The sequence below is a fragment of the Xanthomonas sp. LMG 12460 genome (assembly GCF_009192895.1).
GTDB classification, from domain to species: domain Bacteria; phylum Pseudomonadota; class Gammaproteobacteria; order Xanthomonadales; family Xanthomonadaceae; genus Xanthomonas_A; species Xanthomonas_A sontii.
The window spans coordinates 21,765-39,852 of record NZ_NKUH01000023.1; the positions used below are offsets into that span (position 1 = coordinate 21,765).

Consider the following 18,088-nt stretch of genomic DNA (forward strand, 5'->3'; position numbering starts at 1 on the left):
CCGTGACCCAGGACTACAAAGCCACCCTCCATCTGCCGGCGACCGAGTTCCCGATGCGCGGCGACCTGCCCAAGCGCGAGCCGGACATCCTGGCGCGCTGGGAGAGCGAGGGCCTGTACACGCGGCTGCGCGACAACGCCCAGGGCCGGCCGCTGTTCGTGCTGCACGACGGCCCGCCCTACGCCAATGGCGCGATCCACCTCGGGCATGCGGTCAACAAGATCCTCAAGGACATCATCGTCAAGTCCAAGTACCTGTCCGGCTACGACGCGCCGTACATCCCGGGCTGGGACTGCCATGGCCTGCCGATCGAGATCGCGATCGAGAAGAAGTTCGGCAAGGTCGGGGTCAAGCTCGATGCCGAGCAGTTCCGGCAGAAATGTCGCGAATACGCCAACGAGCAGATCGACATCCAGCGCCGCGACTTCAAGCGCCTGGGCGTGATCGGCGACTGGGACAACCCCTACCGCACGCTGGACTTCCATTTCGAGGCCAACGAGATCCGCGCGCTGGCGCGGATCGTCGAGAACGGCCACCTGACCCGCGGCGTGAAGCCGGTGCACTGGTGCTTCGACTGCGGCTCGGCGCTGGCCGAGGCCGAGATCGAGTACGCCGACAAGCAATCGCCGACGGTGGACGTGGCCTATACGGCCCGCGACGGCGCGGCGCTGGCCGCCGCGTTCGGCGCGACCCTGCCGGACGGCGCCGAAGTGGCCGTGCCGATCTGGACCACCACGCCGTGGACGCTGCCGGCCTCGCTGGCGGTGTCGCTGGGGCCGGAGCTGATCTATGCGCTGGTCGAAGGCCCGGCCCGCGACGGCCGCCGCCGCTGGCTGGTGCTGGCCGATGCGCTGGCCGAGCGCGCGCTGCAACGCTACGGCGTCGATGAGGTGGTGGTGCACGGCCGCGTCGCCGGCGCGGCGCTGGAGCACCAGGTGCTGGCGCACCCCTTCTACGACGAACGCGACGTGCCGGTGATCCTCGGCGACCACGTCTCCGACACCGACGGTACCGGCGCGGTGCACACCGCGCCCGGCCACGGCCAGGAGGACTACGTGGCGGTGAAGCCGTACGGGCTGCTGGAGCGCTATGGCGCGGCGCAGATCAACCCGGTCGATGCGCGCGGCGTGTACCTGCCGTCGACCCCGGCGGTCGATGGCACGGAACTCGCCGGGCTGCACATCTGGAAGGCCAACGACGTCATCGCCGACCTGCTGGCCGGGCGCGGGCTGCTGTTGGCGCGTGCCAGCATGGTCCACAGCTACCCGCATTGCTGGCGGCACAAGACCCCGATCGCGTTCCGCGCCACGCCGCAGTGGTTCATCTCGATGGAGCAGGCCGACCTGCGCGCCGAGGCGCTGCAGGCCATCGAAGGCGTGCACTGGTACCCGGCCTGGGGCCAGGCGCGCATCGCCGGCATGGTCGCCGGGCGCCCGGACTGGACGATCTCGCGCCAGCGCACCTGGGGCGTGCCGATCGCGCTGTTCGTGCATCGCGAGACCGGCGAGCCGCATCCGCGCAGCACCGAGCTGATGCGCCAGGTCGCCGACCGCGTCGAGGAGGGCGGGGTGGACGTGTGGTACGCGCTGGACGCCGCCGAACTGCTCGGCGACGAAGCGGGCGACTACGAGAAGATCACCGACATCCTCGACGTCTGGTTCGATTCCGGCGTCACCCATGAGGCGGTGCTGACCGAACGCGGCCTGCCCAAGCCGGCCGATCTGTACCTGGAAGGCTCCGACCAGCACCGCGGCTGGTTCCAGTCCTCGCTGCTGACCGGCGTGGCGCTGGACCACGCCGCGCCGTACCGGCAGTGCCTGACCCACGGCTTCACCGTGGACGAGCACGGCCGCAAGATGTCCAAGTCGCTGGGCAACGGCATCGAGCCGCAGGACATCATGAAGACGCTGGGCGCGGACATCCTGCGCCTGTGGATCGCCTCGGCCGACTACAGCAACGAGATGTCGCTGTCGCAGGAAATCCTCAAGCGCAATGCCGACGCCTACCGGCGCCTGCGCAACACCGCGCGCTTCTTGCTCGGCAACCTGCACGGCTTCAACCCGGCCGTGCACCTGCGGCCGCTGCCGGAGCTGGTGGCGCTGGACCGCTGGATCGTGCACCGCGCCTACGAGGTGCAGGAGCAGATCAAGGCCGCCTACGCGCGCTACGACTTCGCCGCCATCGTGCAGGCGCTGCTGAACTTCTGCAGCGTGGACCTGGGGTCGCTGTACCTGGACGTGACCAAGGACCGGCTGTACACGATGGCCGAGGACTCGCTCGGCCGGCGCTCGGCGCAGACCGCGATGTTCCATGTCGCCGAGGCCTTCGTGCGCTGGATCGCGCCGATCCTGAGCTTCACCGCCGACGAGCTGTGGGGCTACCTGCCGGGCGCGCACCTGGGCAACGTGCTGTTCGCGACCTGGTACGAAGGCCTGGCACCGTTGCCGGACGACGCGGCGCTGAGCGCGGCCGACTTCGAGCAGTTGCTGGCGCTGCGCGAGCAGGTGGCCAAGGTGCTGGAGCCGATGCGCGGCAACGGCGTGATCGGTGCCGCCCTGGAGGCGGAGATCACCGTCGCCGCCGACGCCGCCACCGCGGCGAAGCTGCAGCCGCTGCAGGAAGAGCTGCGCTTCCTGTTCATCAGCGGCGACGTGGTGGTGCGCGAGGCCAGCACCGACGAGATCTTCGTCAGCGCCCAGGCCACCGAGAAGCCCAAGTGCGTGCGCTGCTGGCACTACCGCGCCGACGTCGGCGCCGATCCGGCGCACCCGGAACTGTGCGGCCGCTGCGTCAGCAACATCGAAGGACCGGGCGAGGAGCGCCGCTGGTTCTGAGTGCCGTCCCCGGCCACGCGGCTTGCGCGTCGCCGGGGCCGACGGCGGCGCCGTGGCTGCGGCGCCGGCCATCCTTCCTTTCCTTCTTCGCCCAAGGCGGACTTCCCGCATGACCGCACGACCCAACCCCTCCGCCCTGATCTGGCTGCTGCTGTCGGCCGCGGTGATCGGCCTGGACCAGTGGAGCAAGGCCTGGGTGCTGTCCAGCCTGCCCGAGTTCACCGCGGTGCCGGTGATCCCCGGCTTCTGGAACTGGTACCGAACCTACAACACCGGCGCGGCATTCAGTTTCCTGAGCCAGGCCGGCGGCTGGCAGCTCTGGTTCTTCACCGCGCTGGCGGTGGGCATCAGCGCCCTGCTGGCCTGGTGGCTGGCGCGCACCCCGCGCGGCGAGTGGCGCAGCGCGCTGCCGTACGCGCTGGTGATCGGCGGGGCGATCGGCAACGTGATCGACCGGCTGATGCATGGCCACGTGGTCGATTTCATCCAGTGGTACGTGGGTGAGCACTACTGGCCCTCGTTCAATATCGCCGACTCGGCCATCGTCGCCGGCGCCATCGGCATCGCCCTGTTCGGCGTGTTCGACGGCAAGGCGAAGCGAAAAGCGGGATAATCGGTGCCACTCTCCCTGTCGAAGCGCCTGGCCCCCTGCGGCCGGCGGATCTAGCTAATGGATGTCCTGCTCGCCAACCCCCGCGGCTTCTGCGCCGGCGTCGATCGCGCGATCGAGATCGTCAAGCGCGCCATCGAAACCCTGGGCGCGCCGATCTACGTGCGCCACGAGGTGGTGCACAACCGCTTCGTGGTCGACGACCTCAAGCAGCGCGGCGCGATCTTCGTCGAGGAACTGGACGAGGTGCCCGACGGCAACACGGTGATCTTCAGCGCCCACGGCGTGGCCCAGGCGGTGCGCCAGGAGGCCGAGCGGCGCGGGCTGAAGGTGTTCGATGCGACCTGCCCGCTGGTGACCAAGGTGCATTTCGAGGTGGCCCGGCACTGCCGCGCCGGCCGCGACGTGGTGCTGATCGGCCACGCCGGCCACCCGGAGGTGGAAGGCACGATGGGGCAGTGGGACCGCGAGTGCGGCGCCGGCCGCATCTACCTGGTCGAGGACATCGAGCAGGTCGCCACGCTGGACGTGCAGCAGCCGGAGAACCTGGCCTACACCACCCAGACCACGCTGTCGGTGGACGACACCCGCGGCATCATCGAGGCGCTGCGCGCGCGCTACCCGGCGATGCAGGGGCCGAAGAACGACGATATCTGCTACGCCACCCAGAACCGCCAGGACGCGGTGCGCGACCTGGCCAGGGAGTGCGACCTGGTGCTGGTGGTCGGTTCGCCGAACAGTTCCAATTCCAACCGGCTCAGCGAGCTGGCGCGGCGCGACGGGGTGGAGTCCTACCTGATCGACGGCGCCGACGAGATCGACCCGGCCTGGATCGCCGGCAAGCGCCGCATCGGTCTGACCGCCGGCGCCTCGGCGCCGCAGGTGCTGGTGGACGGGGTCATCGCGCGGCTGCGCGAACTCGGCGCCGATGGTGTGTCGGAACTGGCGGGCGAGCCGGAGTCGATGGTGTTCGCGCTGCCCAAGGAACTGCGGTTGCGGCTGGTCGACTGACGGTCGCGTTCGGTCGCGTGTTCGTACGCTGGATGGGCGTATCTGTCGTGGCGCGCGTAGATACCGTCTTCCCCCCTAGCAGGCAAGGCCCCTTTTCGGATCGAACGCCGTGCCCGATTTGAGAACCCCGTAGGCCAGGTGCAGGAGCTTGCGCATGGCGGCGCACACGATCTGCTTGCCGGTTTTGCCACGTTCGCTCAGCCGCTGTTTCAGCGCCCGGATGATCGGGTTGTGGGTCATGGCCACCAAGGCCGGCATGAACAGGCCCGCGCGCAAGCGGGGCGAGCCGGTGCGCGAGATGCAGACGCGGCCTTTGCGCTCGCCCGACTCCTGCAGGCACGGATTCAGGCCCGCGAAGGCGGTCACCGCCGAGGCATCGGCGAAGCGCCTCACATCGCCAAGCTCGGCCAGCATCAAGGCCGCGCTGGTGTCGGCAATGCCCTGGATGCTCACCAGCAGCTCGCGCTGCCCACGCAAGGTCGGATCCTGGTCGATATGGTCATTGATGGCCTGCTCGATCTGGGCGATGTGGTGTTGCAGATCGGCCAGATGGACCTGGATCGAGTCCTTCACCTGAGCCGGAGCGACGTCCAGCCGGTTGCGCTCCATCTGCAGCATCTGTTGCAGATCCTGGCGCCGGCGCACCAGTGCTTTGAGCTGCTTGAGCGCTGGCGGATCAGGGGACCAACGGCGTAACTGCTCGCGGTGACGCAGGGCATAACTGGCGATCAGCTTGGCATCGCTGCGATCGGTCTTGACCCGGCTGAGTTGGCTGCGTGCGTACGCGGCCGTCTGCGCCGGGTTGAGCACGCACACCCGATAGCCGCGTGCGTGGAGGAACTCGGCCAGCGCCTGGTGGTAGGTGCCGGTGGCCTCCATGGCGATCCAGCTATCGGGCTGGGCATGCGTCTGCAGCCATGCCTGCAGGGCCTGGAAGCCCTTGGCATCGTTGGACAACTTGGCCTTGGTACGGTGCTTGCCATTGGTCAGCTCGATGGCCACATCGAAACTGCGTTTGGCGACGTCGATGCCGATGACGGCAGACATAGGCGATTCCTCCATCGTGTCAGGGTCATGATCGGCGCTGGGCCCGGTCCTGCCTTGTCGATGCGAGTTCACGCCCGGGGGCGGACTCTGGATACCGTTCGGACACACAAGGGCCAGCATGTGGAGGGCGGAGCCGATCTACGATGCAAGCTCGAAGCTTTAGGAGCGACTGGACCTCCCACACCTCCTCCGATGATCAGTCGGAAGACATGACGCCTGTTTAGGGGCGACATGTCCAGATACAAGGAGCGGCTTTCAGCCGCGACGGGCGATCCCGGTAAAGCCTGTCGCGGCTGATCCCCGAAAAGGGGGCAGGAACCGCTCCTGCGCGATGACGTGATGGGGTGCTGTCGCGTGGCAAGCGCCACGGCTTACTGGCGCTGCGTGCCGCGCGGCCGTCCCTGTGCATCGAACTCGATGTCCACGCTGACGCGATCGCCTTCCACGCCATCGGGCATCCAGCGCAGGCGGCCGCGCCGGCCCACCAGCACGTACACGTGATCCACCTTCTTCGGCTCGGCCTGTAGCGCCTGGCCCTGTTCCTGCAGGGCCGTGGCCACCCGGTAGGCGCCCTCGAAATCGATGTCCTGCAGCGCGGCGGTGTCGGTGGCTGGCTTGAGGAACGGCCCGAACATGCGCGGATTCACTGGCGCATCCTTGTGCCAGGCCTCGTCGTGGAAGCTGTATTCGTCCACGTGGTCCGGCTGTGCGGGGTCCAGCAGTTCGAGTCCGATCCGGTTGTCGTAGAAATGCACGGCATGGAACACGCGCAGGTCGTGGCCCTGCAGGTCGGGCAGGTCCGCCAGCGCCTGCCGGGCCGCGCGCAGCCGCTGCGGGTCGAACAGCAGGTTGCCGCGTGATGCCGGCGTCGGCGCCGGTTCGGTGTCGGCAGCATGGGCAGTCGGGGTCGGCGCCGCCAGCGATTGCGGCTTGGAGGGGGACTGCAGGTCGGCCGCCGAGAGACGTGGTCCCGCCTGCAGGGTGGCGCGGATGGTGTCCCAGGCGCCGCCGGCGAAGGCGAGGCCGCCGAGCAGCAGCACCACGCCGGCGAAGACCACGGGGGTGGGTGGCGTCTTCATGGCAGCTCCAGGTCGGCGCGGGTGGGGTGTTGCGGGTCGTACAGCACCGACACGGTGTCGCGCGGCAACTGCCCGACGTCGAGCAGCGACACGAACCGCCGCATCGTCGCCTCGTGCGGGTTGCCCGACGCGTCCGCGAACGCCACGCGGAACTCCACCTGCGGCTGCTCGTTGAGGGTGGTGCCGGTTTGGCGCACGTCCAGCACCCGCGCACGCGCGCGCAGGCCGCGGTACTTCAGGGTCTCGTCGGTGGCATTGTGGCGGATCACGCGCAGGATCACGCGCAGCGCCAGTACATAGCCGTTGAGCACCAGCGCACTCATCAGCAACGGGTGGTTGAAGGACAGGAAGGTCCAGCCCAGCCCGCGGTTCTGCAGGCGCCAGGCCAGCACGTAGGCCGCGCCGACCAGGACCACCAGCAGCACGGCGCCGGCCGCGCGTCGCCACAGGCTGGCGCGGTCCAGCGCCGGCTCGGCGTCCTCCAGCACCAGGTTCGGCGCGGCGCCCGGGGTGGTGCTCAGCCGCAGCGGCACGGTGCGCCCGCTCTCGAAGCGGCGTTGCGCCGGCTTGCGGTCCACGATCAGCAGGGTGTCGCGGATGGGCGTGCCGGACAGGTTGTCGAAGGCCAGGGTCAGCGACAGCTGCGGCCAGCCCTTGACCTCAACGCCGGTGGGGGCGATGCGTTCGATCAGTGCCTCGCGGCGCACGCCGCGAGCGAGGAGGTGGCGCACGCGGTGCAGGGCGCGCCCGGGCATGAGCAGCAGCGTGTCCATGTAGGCGTAGAGCAGGTGCAGCCACAGGCCCAGCGACAGCGCCAGCAGGGTCAGCGCCCATGCGGGCGTGCTGGGCTGGGCCAGCACGCGTGGCCAGTCGCTGGCGAAGTAGAGGATGCAGGGGAAGGGGATGGCGAAAAACAGCAGGAACGCGAGCCAGAACCAGGCGAACAACTTCACGATGAGCAGGGGGATGGGTACGACGGGGGCGGCAGGGTAACCCATCGATTGCGGCGCGCGCGCGAAGGCCCGGGCAGCGATTGACCCCGGCCCGGGCCGACGCCTAGAATTGCCAGTTCCGCCGGAATAGCTCAGTCGGTAGAGCGGCGCATTCGTAATGCGTAGGTCGCAGGTTCGACTCCTGTTTCCGGCACCAGACGTACCCAGAAGGCAGCCGCGAGGCTGCCTTCCTGGTGTCTGCGCTCCCGTTTTTCTGCGACGCAGGTCCGTGCGCGCAGCGGCCTGCGACGCCGTGTCGCAGGCGGGTGCGGCAATGTGTCGCACATAAAAACGCGGCCTGGCGCCCGCCCGGGCTTGTCAATGACTTCCGGAGTTGCCGCACGGCAGCATAAAATGCGTCGTTGATCGCGCATGCCGGCCCGGATGCCGCGGCGGACGCGGGACAGCCCTCTCTACGGCGCTCCGCCTCCCGCTCCCGCGCGGTTCGCATCCCCTACGCAATTGGATCGTTCGATGATTCCGTTGAAACAACTCCGGCGCTCGCTGCGCTCCGGTCTGTTGCTGCTGGCCGCGCTGCTGCTGGCCGGCTGCAACTCGGCCATCCTCAACCCCAAGGGTCAGATCGGCCACGACGAGAAGACGCTGCTGATCACCTCGGTGGTGCTGATGCTGCTGGTGGTGATCCCGGTCATCGTGATGACCCTGGCCTTCGCCTGGCGCTACCGCGCGTCCAACACCAAGGCGCGCTACGAGCCGAACTGGTCGCACTCCACCGCGATCGAGGTGGTGGTGTGGTCGATCCCGTGCATGATCATCCTGGTCCTGGCGGTGCTGACCTGGCGCTCCTCGCATGCGCTGGATCCGTACAAGCCGCTGGATTCCAAGGTCAAGCCGATCACCATCGAGGCGGTGGCGCTGGACTGGAAGTGGATGTTCATCTACCCGGAGCAGGGCATCGCCACGGTCAACGAGATCGCGTTCCCGGTCGACACGCCGCTGAACTTCAAGATCACCTCCGACACGGTGATGAACTCGTTCTTCATCCCGCACCTGGGCACGCAGATCTACGCGATGGCCGGCATGGAGACCAAGCTGCACCTGATCGCCAACGAGCCGGGCGAGATGTTCGGCCTGTCGGCCAACTACAGCGGCCACGGCTTCTCGAAGATGGGCTTCGCCGCGCATGCCACCGACCGCGCCGGTTTCGACGCGTGGGTGGCCAAGGTCAAGGCCTCGCAGAAGACCCTGGACCAGGCCGAGTTCCAGGTGCTGGCGGCCAACCGCAACGACAAGGCCGCCTACCCGGTGACGTACTACGCCTCGGTGCAGGACGGCCTGTTCAAGTCGTTGATCGACAAATACATGATGGGCAAGGGCCACAAGATGGAAGGCCACGACGCTCATCCGGCATCGGCTGCTGAGCCGGTCGCCATGTGCACTTCTGGAGACAAGTGATGCTAGGTAAACTCACGCTCGAGGCGGTTCCGTACCACGAGCCGATCATCATGGCGGCCCTCGGCGGCGCCGGCCTGCTCGGCCTGCTGGTGGTGGCCGCGGTCACCAAGTACAAGCTGTGGGGCTACCTCTGGAAGGAGTGGTTCACCTCGGTCGACCACAAGCGCATCGGCGTCATGTACATCGTGGTGGCGCTGATCATGCTGCTGCGCGGCTTCGCCGACGCGGCGATGATGCGCACCCAGCAGGCGATCGCGCACGGCGGCAACGAAGGCATCTTCCCGCCGCACCACTACGATCAGATCTTCACCGCGCACGGCGTGATCATGATCTTCTTCATGGCCATGCCGTTCATGACCGGCCTGCTGAACCTGATCGTGCCGCTGCAGATCGGCGCGCGCGACGTGGCGTTCCCGTTCCTGAACTCGCTGAGCTTCTGGCTGTTCGTGGCCGGCGCGGCGCTGGTCAACATCTCCCTGGGCGTGGGCGAGTTCGCGCAGACCGGCTGGCTGGCCTACCCGCCGCTGTCCGGGCTGGAATACAGTCCAGGCGTCGGTGTCGACTACTACATCTGGGCGTTGCAGATCTCGGGCCTGGGCACATTGCTCACCGGCATCAACTTCTTCGTGACGATCATGCGCATGCGCGCGCCGGGCATGACCCTGATGCGCATGCCGATCTTCACCTGGACCGCGCTGATCACCAACATCCTGATCATCGCCGCGTTCCCGATCCTGACCGTGGCGCTGGCGCTGCTGGGTGCGGACCGCTACCTGGGCACGCACTTCTTCACCAATGACGGTGGCGGCAACGCCATGATGTACGTCAACCTGATCTGGATCTGGGGCCACCCGGAGGTCTACATCCTGATCCTGCCGGCGTTCGGCATCTTCTCCGAGCTGATCGCCACCTTCAGCCGCAAGCGCCTGTTCGGCTACACCTCGATGGTGTACGCGACCTCGTGCATCGGCGTGCTGTCGTTCATCGTGTGGCTGCACCACTTCTTCACCATGGGCTCGGGCGCCAACGTCAATGCCTTCTTCGGCATCACGACGATGATCATCTCGATCCCCACCGGCGTGAAGATCTTCAACTGGCTGTTCACCATGTTCCGCGGCCGCGTGCACATGACCGCACCGGTGCTGTGGACCATCGGCTTCATCATCACCTTCGTCATCGGCGGCATGACCGGCGTGATGCTGGCGATCCCGGCGGTGGACTTCGTGCTGCACAACAGCCTGTTCCTGATCGCGCACTTCCATAACGTGATCATCGGCGGCGTGGTGTTCGGCTACCTGGCCGGCCTGACCTACTGGTTCCCGAAGGCGTTCGGCTTCAAGCTCAACGAGAAGCTGGGCAAGGCCTCGTTCTGGTGCTGGATCATCGGCTTCTTCATCGCCTTCATGCCGCTGTACGTGCTCGGCTTCATGGGCATGACCCGGCGCATGAACAGCTACAACCACCCGGAGTGGGCGCCGTGGCTGATGGTGGCAGCGGTGGGTGCGGCGATCATCGGTACCGGCATCTTCCTGAACCTGGTGCAGATCGGCTACAGCATCTGGAAGCGCAAGGAGAACATGGACCTGACCGGCGACCCGTGGGATGGCCGCACCCTGGAGTGGGCGACCTCCTCGCCGCCGCCGTTCTACAACTTCGCCGTGCTGCCGCACATCGACGACCGCGACCAGTTCTGGGAAGACAAGCTCAAGGGCAAGGGCTGGCCGCGTCCGGCCAAGTACGAACCGATCCACATGCCGCGCAACACGGCGGCGGGCTTCTGGATCGGCGCCTTCAGCATCGTCCTGGGCTTCGGTCTGACCTGGCACATCTGGTGGATGGCGGTGATCGGCCTGGTCGGCATGATCGGCAGCTTCATCGCGCGCACCTTCGATGACGACATCGATTACTGGGTCCCGGCGGAGGAAGTGGAGCGCATCGAGAACGCGCGCTTCGCCCTGCTGGAACAGCAACACGCGGCCAACGCCGCAAAGGCGGTCTGAACCATGGCTTCCACGACGCTCGATTCCCACGCCGCCCACGCGGGCGGCCACGACCACGACCACGAACACCACGACGCGGGCGGCAACACCGTCTTCGGGTTCTGGGTCTACCTGATGAGCGACTGCCTCATCTTCGCCGGCCTGTTCGCCACCTATGCGGTGCTGGCCGGCGCGACGGTGGACGGCCCGACCGCCAAGGAACTGTTCGATCTGAAGTTCGTGCTGGTGGAAACCTTCCTGCTGCTGTTCAGCAGCCTGGGCTTCGGCCTGGCGATGATCTCGGCGAACAAGCGCAGCATGGGCGGCCTGTACGGCTGGCTGGCGGTCACCGCGGCGCTGGGCCTGGGCTTCCTTGGCATGGAGCTCTACGAGTTCCACCACCTGATCGAAGAAGGCGCCGGCCCCGGCCGCAGCGCGTTCCTGTCGGCCTTCTTCACCCTGGTCGGCACCCATGGTCTGCACGTGGCCTCGGGCCTGCTGTGGATGACCGTGCTGGTGATCCAGATCGCGAAGAACGGCCTGACCCCGCGCAACATGACCCGCCTGGCGTGCCTGAGCCTGTTCTGGCACTTCCTGGACGTGATCTGGATCGGCGTGTTCACCATCGTCTACCTGCTGGGAGCGCTGTAATGGCCAACCATCATTCCTCCGACACGCACGCCGAGCACGGCCACGGCGGCGGCCTGAAGTCCTACCTGGTCGGCTTCGTGCTGGCGGTGATCCTGACCGTGATTCCGTTCGGCATGGTGATGAGCGGGGCGTTCCCGCGCGGCGTCACCGTCATCGTCATCGCGGTGCTGGCCGCGGTGCAGATGCTGGTGCACCTTATCTACTTCCTGCACATGGACCGTTCCGCCGAACAGCGCTCCAACGTGCACGTGGGCCTGTTCTCGCTGCTGATCATCGGCATCGTGGTGGTCGGTTCGCTGTGGGTCATGCACAACCTCAACGTCAACATGATGCACTGAGCGGGCACCCCTGCCGCGCAACGCAACGGGCCGCCAGGCGACTGGCGGCCCGTTGCGTTTGGGGCGTGCAATCGCGCTGGCGATGTCCGCAGGAATGCGCCGGGATCACGCCAGGCAGGGCGGCTCGGCGAGTTCGCACAACGGTAGCCAGGTCAATACGCCGTCGCCGTTGCGGATCAGCAGCCCCAGCTGCCCGTGCTGCTGCAGCGGCTGGGCATAGACCGGCGCGGCGTGCGCGGAGGCCGACCAGGCGCTGGCCAGCAGGGTCTGCGGCCGCGCCGCACGCAACGTGGCGACCAGTCCGGCCGGATCGCCGTGCCGCAGGGCGTGGCGGCACAGCGCCAGCAGGCAGGCGTCGTCGTCGTGCGGGTGCGCGCGCGTCGGTGCAGTGGCGTCCTCGATCGCTGTACGCGCGCGCTGCAGCAGGCGCCGCAGGTACTGGCGCGAGGCGCTTTCGCTGCGCGCTGACAATGCCGCCAGGTCGGCATGGCTGAAGTCGAAGGCCTCGGCGAGCAGCAGCATCGCCACGTCGCCGGCCGGCAGCGTGCGCACCAGCGCTACCAGCGCGTGCGTCACTGCCGCGCTGTGGAGGGCGTGGCGCTCCGGCCCGTCCGGATCGTCGGTGACGGACACTGCGTGTTCCTGTGCGATGCGCTCCAGCAGGACCCGGTAGCGGCTGCGGCGGCGCAGGCGGTCGATGCACAGATGGCGCAGCACGGTGGTCAGCCAGGCGTCGCGGCCGCTGGCCGGCAGCGGTCCCTGTGCGGCGCGCAGATAGGCTTCCTGCACCAGGTCCTCGGCGTCCTGGCCCTGGCCGAGCCAGCGGTGCGCCAGGGCCAGCAACTGGCGGCGCAGCGCCTCGCCGTCGGCCGGCGTGGGCGTGTCGGTCGGAGATGTCACGTCGCAGCCCCGTCGTTCGTTGGGAGGGACACCCACCATACATGGAGACAGGCCGATGCTGCGTTCCCACGAAACGTCCCCCGCCGCGCCCTCCGCGCAATCGCCGTCCGCCGCCTTCCTCGAGGAAAAGGCGTTCCGCGCGCGGACCCTGCTGCTGTTCGGCACCATCACCGACGCCAGCGCCTACCAGACGGTACGCCATCTGCTGGCGCTGGATGCCGAGTCCGATGCGCCGATCGCGATGATCGTGTCCTCGCCGGGCGGGCATCTCGAATCCGGCGACGCCATCCACGATGCGCTGCGCTTCATTTCCGCACCGGTCGACATGATCGGCTCGGGTTGGGTCGGCAGCGCGGCCACGCACGTGTTCCTGGGCGTGCCGCGCGAGCGCCGGGTGTGCCTGCCGCAGACCCGGTTCCTGATCCATCAGCCCAGCGGCGGCGCCGGCGGCCCGGCCAGCGACATCGCCATCCAGGCCAGCGAGATCCTCAAGGCGCGCGCCCGCATCGCCAAGGTCATTGCCCGCGAGACCGGCCAGCCGCTGGAGCGCGTGGAGACCGACATCGAGCGCGACTGCTGGATGTCGGCGCAGGAGGCGATGGACTACGGCCTGGTCTCGCGCATCGTCGAGCGGCGCAGCCAACTGGCCGGGCGCTGAGGGCTCCGGCCAATGCGGCAGGCGCCGTGCGCGGCGATCGCCGCGGGCATGACCTATGGCATGGCACGCGGCGGCGGCGCAGGCATAGCATGGGAGTTTGCCTGTCCGCTGTCGTTCGCCCCCCTGGAGATCCCATGAACAAGTCCACCGCCTGGATGGCGCCGTTGCTGCTGGCCGCCACTGTCGCGTTCCAGGCCTCGGCGCAGACCGCCCCGCCGCGCGACGTGCCCTTCGCCGGTACGTTGAAGATCGATGTCGATGCCACCGATCTGGCGCACCGTATCTTCCGCGTGCGCAGCACCATCCCGGCCACGCCGGGGCCGATGACCCTGCTGTATCCGCAGTGGATCCCCGGCAACCATTCGCCGACCGGCCCGATCGACAAGCTCGCCGGGCTGGTGATCAAGGCCAACGGCAAGGTGTTGCCGTGGACGCGCGACCAGTTCGACGTCTATGCGTTCAAGATCGACGTGCCCGCCGGCGTCAGCGAGATCGTCGCCGAGTACCAGTTCCTGTCCTCGCAGGGCGACGGCCAGGGCCGGGTGATGATGACCCCGGAGATGCTCAACCTGCAGTGGAACACCACCGCGCTGTATCCGGCCGGGGTGTACGCGCGCAACATCAAGGCGCAGGCCAGCGTGACCCTGCCGGCCGGCTGGAGCTACGCCACCGCGCTGGAAACCGCCGGGCGGAGCGGCGATACGGTGACCTTCAAGCCGATCGATTTCGACGACCTGGTCGATTCGCCGATGTTCGCCGGCAAGTACTACAAGCGCATCGTGCTGGACGACAAGGGCAAGGCGCCGGTGGCGCTGAACGTGTTCGCCGACAAGCCCAAGTCGCTGGAGGCCAAGCCCGAGCAGATCAAGGCGCACGTGGCCCTGGTGCAGCAGATGGACAAGCTGTACGGCGCGCGTCACTTCGACCACTACGAGTTCCTGCTGGCGCTGACCGACAAGCTCGGCGGCATCGGCCTGGAGCATCATCGCTCCAGCGAGAACAGTGGCCCGCTCGACTACTTCACCGAGTGGGACAAGAGCTGGGAGATGCGCGACCTGCTCGCGCACGAGTTCAACCACTCCTGGAACGGCAAGTACCGGCGTGGCGCCGACCTGGCCACGCCCAACTTCAACGTGCCGATGGGCGACAGCCTGCTGTGGCTGTACGAGGGCCAGACCCAGTTCTGGGGCGAGGTGATCGCCGCGCGCGCAGGGCTGTGGACCCAGGACCAGGCCCGCGACATGCTGGCCAACGTCGCCGCGGTCTACCAGCGCGGCCGTCCCGGCCTGGCCTGGCGCGCGCTGCAGGACACCACCAACGACCCGACCATGTCGATGCGCCGGCCGCGCGCCTACCGCAGCTACCAGTTGAGCGAGGACTACTATTCCGGCGGGCAGATGGTCTGGCTGGAGGTCAACGCCAAGCTGCGCGAGCTCAGCGGCGGCAAGCGCTCGCTGGACGATTTCGCCAAGGCGTTCTTCGGCATGCACGACGGCGCCTGGGACGTGAACACCTACACCTTCGACGACATCGTCGCCACGCTCGATGGGATCGCCAAGTACGACTGGGCGAGCCTGCTGCGCAGCCGTCTCGATGAGCACGGGTCGCTGGTCGGTGGGATCGAGGCCAGCGGCTGGAAGCTGGTCTATACCGATCAGCCGAACGCGGCCAGCAAGACCTCCGAGGCGCGCAACAAGAACCTGGACCTGAGCTACTCGCTGGGCCTGAGCCTGGACGAGCAGGGCCGGGTGCAATCCGTGCTGTGGGACAGCCCGACGTTCAACGCCGGCATCATCGCCGGCAACCGCGTGGTCGCAGTCGGCGGCCGCGAGTACAGCGCCGAGGCGCTCAAGGACGCGGTCACCGCGGCCAAGGGCGGCAGCACGCCGATCGAACTGCTGGTCAAGCGCGGCGACCGCTACGACACCGTGCGCATCGCCTACTACGGCGGCCTGCAGTATCCGCACCTGGAGCGCATCGCCGGCACGCCGGATCGCCTGAGCGAGTTGTACAAGGCGCGTTGAGGGCGGCGAGCGCGATCGCCGCCCGGCGCTTCGGTGTGCCGTTGCGCGGTGCGGCGACGGCGTCGTCGTACTGGCGCGTGTCGCTTGCGGCGGTTGCGCGCGCGATGCTCATTGTTTGGTCGCCACCGATGGCGCAGTCCATGTGAAGCCGTTCCTGCAGCGAGCGCAGCACCGTGCGGGAGCGGCCGAGGTGGCCGATCTTCTTTGCGAGGACGGGGTCAGGCGGTGAAAATCAATGTGGTCGGCACCAGCGCAAGCGGGAAAAGCACACTCGCCAGGCTGATCGCCAAGGAACTTGCGATTCCCTATGTCGAAATGGACAGACTCTACTGGCGCCCGGACTGGCAGGGGACCCCGGACGATGTGTTCCTGAAAGAACTGGAGCGTGCGTTAGCCGCCTCTGCGGACTGGGTGCTGGATGGCAACTACAACCGGACGCGCCCCGTGAAATGGCGCGACGTGGACCTGGTGGTGTGGGTGGACTATGGATTTTTGCGCACGCTGTTCCAAGCTGTCGCCAGAGCGTTCAAACGGGCCTGGCACAAACATGAGCTGTGGCCCGGTACGGGAAATCGCGAGAGTTTTCGCCGCGCGTTCTTTAGCCGGGAGTCCATCATCATCTGGATGCTCAAGACCTGGCGCAGCAACCGCGCGCGCTACCAGGCCGATCTGCACAACCCGCAGTACGCGCATATTCGCTTCGTGCGCATCAGGCGACGGGAGCAGGCGGAACACCTGCTTGCTGCCTTGAAGGCGCGCTGACGGCCTCCCTGCCGCGACAAGCGAAGAGGACATCGTCCCGGGCAGAATCGGTCTGACCCGACGTCGGCGCCACATGCTGCCTCCTGCTGCCGCCTGGCGGCCGTGCGCGGGCGACTTGGGTCACCAGTCGCGGGGAAACGCAGCAGCGCCGCCGTACATCGTCGTCGCTGCCGAGTGCGCGACGTCTTCCCGGCGCCGCGTTACACGCTGGGGAAGCGAATGCGATGCGGTGCCTGGCGCCGCGTCGCGGACCTTGAGACCGCCAGCCACTATGCTGGTGCATTGTCTGAGCGGACCAGAAGCAGATGGCGAAAGCGAAAACGGCCTATGTCTGCGGCGAGTGCGGCGCCGAGTACAACAAGTGGCAGGGCCAGTGCACCGAATGTGGCGCCTGGAACACGCTGAGCGAGATCGTGCTGGAGAGCGCGGCCACGGCCAAGGCGCCGGCCGCGGCGCGGCGCAGCGGCTGGGCCGGCAAGGCCGAGACGCCGAAGATCACCGCGCTCAAGGACGTGGAGCACCGCGACCAGGCGCGCGTGTCCACCGGCATCGGCGAGTTCGACCGGGTGCTGGGCGGCGGCCTGGTCGAGGGCGCGGTGGTGCTGATCGGCGGCGACCCCGGCATCGGCAAGTCGACCCTGCTGCTGCAGGCGCTGGCGAAGATGGCCGGCACGCTGCCGGTGCTGTATGTGACCGGCGAGGAATCGTTGGGCCAGGTCGCCGGGCGCGCGGTGCGCCTGGACCTGCCGCTGGACGGCCTCAACGCGCTGGCCGAGACCGGCATCGAGCACATCCTGCAGCACGCCAGCGCGGCGCGGCCCAAGCTGATCGTCGCCGACTCGGTGCAGACCCTGTGGACCGAGGCGCTGACCGCCGCGCCGGGTTCGGTCAGCCAGGTGCGCGAGAGCGCGGCGCGCCTGGTGCGCTATGCCAAGGAGACCGGCACGGCGGTGTTCCTGGTCGGCCACGTCACCAAGGAGGGCGGCATCGCCGGCCCGCGCGTGCTTGAGCACATGGTCGATGCGGTGCTGTACTTCGAGGGCGAGAGCGGCAGCCGCTTCCGCCTGCTGCGCGCGTTCAAGAACCGCTTCGGCGCGGTCAACGAACTGGGCGTGTTCGCGATGGGCGAGAAGGGGCTGAAGGAAGTCTCCAATCCGTCGGCGATCTTCCTGTCCGGCGGCAGCGCGCACCAGCCCGGCAGTTGCGTGATGGTCACCCGCGAAGGCACGCGGCCGCTGATGGTGGAAGTGCAGGCGCTGGTCGATGCCTCGCCGCTGTCCAATCCGCGGCGCGTGGCGGTGGGCCTGGAACAGAACCGGCTGGCGATGCTGCTGGCGGTGCTGCACCGCCATGGCGGCATCGTGGTCGGCGACCAGGACGTGTTCGTCAACGTGGTCGGCGGCATCCGCGTGCAGGAGACCGCGGCCGACCTGCCGGTGCTGCTGGCGGTGCTGTCGTCGCTGCGCGATCGGCCGTTGGCGGAAAAGACCATCGCCTTCGGCGAGGTCGGCCTGTCCGGCGAGATCCGCCCGGTGCCCAATGGCGAGGACCGGCTGCGCGAGGCCGCCACGCACGGCTTCAAGCGCGCCATCGTGCCCAAGGCCAATGCGCCCAAGACCAGTACGGTCAAGGGCATGGAGGTGATCGCGGTGGAGCGCTTGGCGCAGGCGCTGGAAGCGGCGAGCGAATAGGCTGCGGCGTCGGCGGGCAGCGGCGCGTCGTCCCCGTGTACTGCGTCGCTTCGAATCGCGATGCGGTGGTGTGCGCGCGAGTGCGGCCCACGTAGA

General features: G+C 68.0%; 15 protein-coding genes and 1 tRNA gene. 12 read left to right on the forward strand and 4 right to left on the reverse strand.

Translation table 11 applies throughout. The features are described from left to right. Positions 1–2 precede the first annotated feature (2 nt). From ileS to ispH, 3 genes are all read left to right on the forward strand, one after another. On the forward strand, positions 3–2,834 hold the full coding sequence (gene ileS / locus CEK66_RS05595; RefSeq protein WP_152236220.1) for an isoleucine--tRNA ligase: 2,832 nt from the start codon (positions 3–5) through the stop codon (positions 2,832–2,834). 109 nt (positions 2,835–2,943) lie between these two features. Continuing rightward, positions 2,944–3,447: a signal peptidase II gene (gene lspA, locus CEK66_RS05600; RefSeq protein ID WP_017907394.1), complete on the forward strand. Its 504-nt coding sequence runs from the start codon at positions 2,944–2,946 to the stop codon at positions 3,445–3,447. A 57-nt stretch (positions 3,448–3,504) separates the two neighbouring features. Beyond that, positions 3,505–4,455 (forward strand): 4-hydroxy-3-methylbut-2-enyl diphosphate reductase, encoded by a 951-nt coding sequence (gene ispH / locus CEK66_RS05605; RefSeq protein ID WP_152236221.1) that lies wholly within the window; start codon positions 3,505–3,507, stop codon positions 4,453–4,455. A gap of 75 nt (positions 4,456–4,530) precedes the next feature. On the opposite strand, the gene CEK66_RS05610 is transcribed toward ispH, so the two are convergent. The 3 genes from CEK66_RS05610 to CEK66_RS05620 form a co-directional block, all read right to left on the reverse strand. Next, entirely contained in the window at positions 4,531–5,502 is a 972-nt protein-coding gene (locus CEK66_RS05610; RefSeq protein WP_152236222.1) for an IS110 family transposase, read from the reverse strand. Positions 5,503–5,873: 371 nt separating this feature from the next. Continuing rightward, positions 5,874–6,581: a hypothetical protein gene (locus CEK66_RS05615; RefSeq protein WP_152236223.1), complete on the reverse strand. Its 708-nt coding sequence runs from the start codon at positions 6,579–6,581 to the stop codon at positions 5,874–5,876. Continuing rightward, positions 6,578–7,534: a hypothetical protein gene (locus tag CEK66_RS05620; RefSeq protein ID WP_152236224.1), complete on the reverse strand. Its 957-nt coding sequence runs from the start codon at positions 7,532–7,534 to the stop codon at positions 6,578–6,580. The genes CEK66_RS05615 and CEK66_RS05620 overlap by 4 nt, the downstream gene beginning before the upstream one ends. A gap of 120 nt (positions 7,535–7,654) precedes the next feature. Between CEK66_RS05620 and CEK66_RS05625 the strand changes: the two genes are divergently transcribed. From CEK66_RS05625 to cyoD, 5 genes are all read left to right on the forward strand, one after another. Next, positions 7,655–7,730 (forward strand) — tRNA-Thr (locus CEK66_RS05625). Positions 7,731–8,047: 317 nt separating this feature from the next. Further along, the gene (gene cyoA, locus CEK66_RS05630) at positions 8,048–8,989 is read left to right on the forward strand and encodes a ubiquinol oxidase subunit II (RefSeq protein ID WP_010341159.1); all 942 of its coding nucleotides are present in this window, start codon (positions 8,048–8,050) and stop codon (positions 8,987–8,989) included. Next, positions 8,989–10,989: a cytochrome o ubiquinol oxidase subunit I gene (cyoB, locus tag CEK66_RS05635; RefSeq protein ID WP_017907390.1), complete on the forward strand. Its 2,001-nt coding sequence runs from the start codon at positions 8,989–8,991 to the stop codon at positions 10,987–10,989. Before cyoA ends, cyoB begins: the two co-directional genes overlap by 1 nt. A 3-nt stretch (positions 10,990–10,992) precedes the next feature. Continuing rightward, positions 10,993–11,619, forward strand: coding sequence for a cytochrome o ubiquinol oxidase subunit III (gene cyoC / locus CEK66_RS05640; RefSeq protein ID WP_017907389.1), 627 nt, complete (start codon positions 10,993–10,995; stop codon positions 11,617–11,619). Next, on the forward strand, positions 11,619–11,957 hold the full coding sequence (gene cyoD, locus CEK66_RS05645; protein ID WP_010341155.1) for a cytochrome o ubiquinol oxidase subunit IV: 339 nt from the start codon (positions 11,619–11,621) through the stop codon (positions 11,955–11,957). The genes cyoC and cyoD overlap by 1 nt, the downstream gene beginning before the upstream one ends. A gap of 105 nt (positions 11,958–12,062) precedes the next feature. On the opposite strand, the gene CEK66_RS05650 is transcribed toward cyoD, so the two are convergent. Next, a complete protein-coding gene (locus CEK66_RS05650; protein WP_152236225.1) occupies positions 12,063–12,857 on the reverse strand; it encodes a sigma-70 family RNA polymerase sigma factor in 795 nt (264 codons plus the stop codon). Between the two features lie 55 nt (positions 12,858–12,912). Here CEK66_RS05650 and CEK66_RS05655 point away from each other — a divergent pair, with 55 nt between their 5' ends. The 4 genes from CEK66_RS05655 (at position 12,913) to radA (ending at position 17,992) form a co-directional block, all read left to right on the forward strand. After that, positions 12,913–13,515, forward strand: coding sequence for an ATP-dependent Clp protease proteolytic subunit (locus CEK66_RS05655; protein WP_152236226.1), 603 nt, complete (start codon positions 12,913–12,915; stop codon positions 13,513–13,515). Positions 13,516–13,649: 134 nt separating this feature from the next. After that, on the forward strand, positions 13,650–15,539 hold the full coding sequence (locus CEK66_RS05660) for a tetratricopeptide repeat protein (RefSeq protein ID WP_152236227.1): 1,890 nt from the start codon (positions 13,650–13,652) through the stop codon (positions 15,537–15,539). 225 nt (positions 15,540–15,764) lie between these two features. Then, positions 15,765–16,301 (forward strand): adenylate kinase, encoded by a 537-nt coding sequence (locus CEK66_RS05665; protein WP_152236228.1) that lies wholly within the window; start codon positions 15,765–15,767, stop codon positions 16,299–16,301. Positions 16,302–16,606: 305 nt separating this feature from the next. After that, entirely contained in the window at positions 16,607–17,992 is a 1,386-nt protein-coding gene (gene radA / locus CEK66_RS05670) for a DNA repair protein RadA (RefSeq protein WP_152236229.1), read from the forward strand. Positions 17,993–18,088 lie beyond the last annotated feature (96 nt).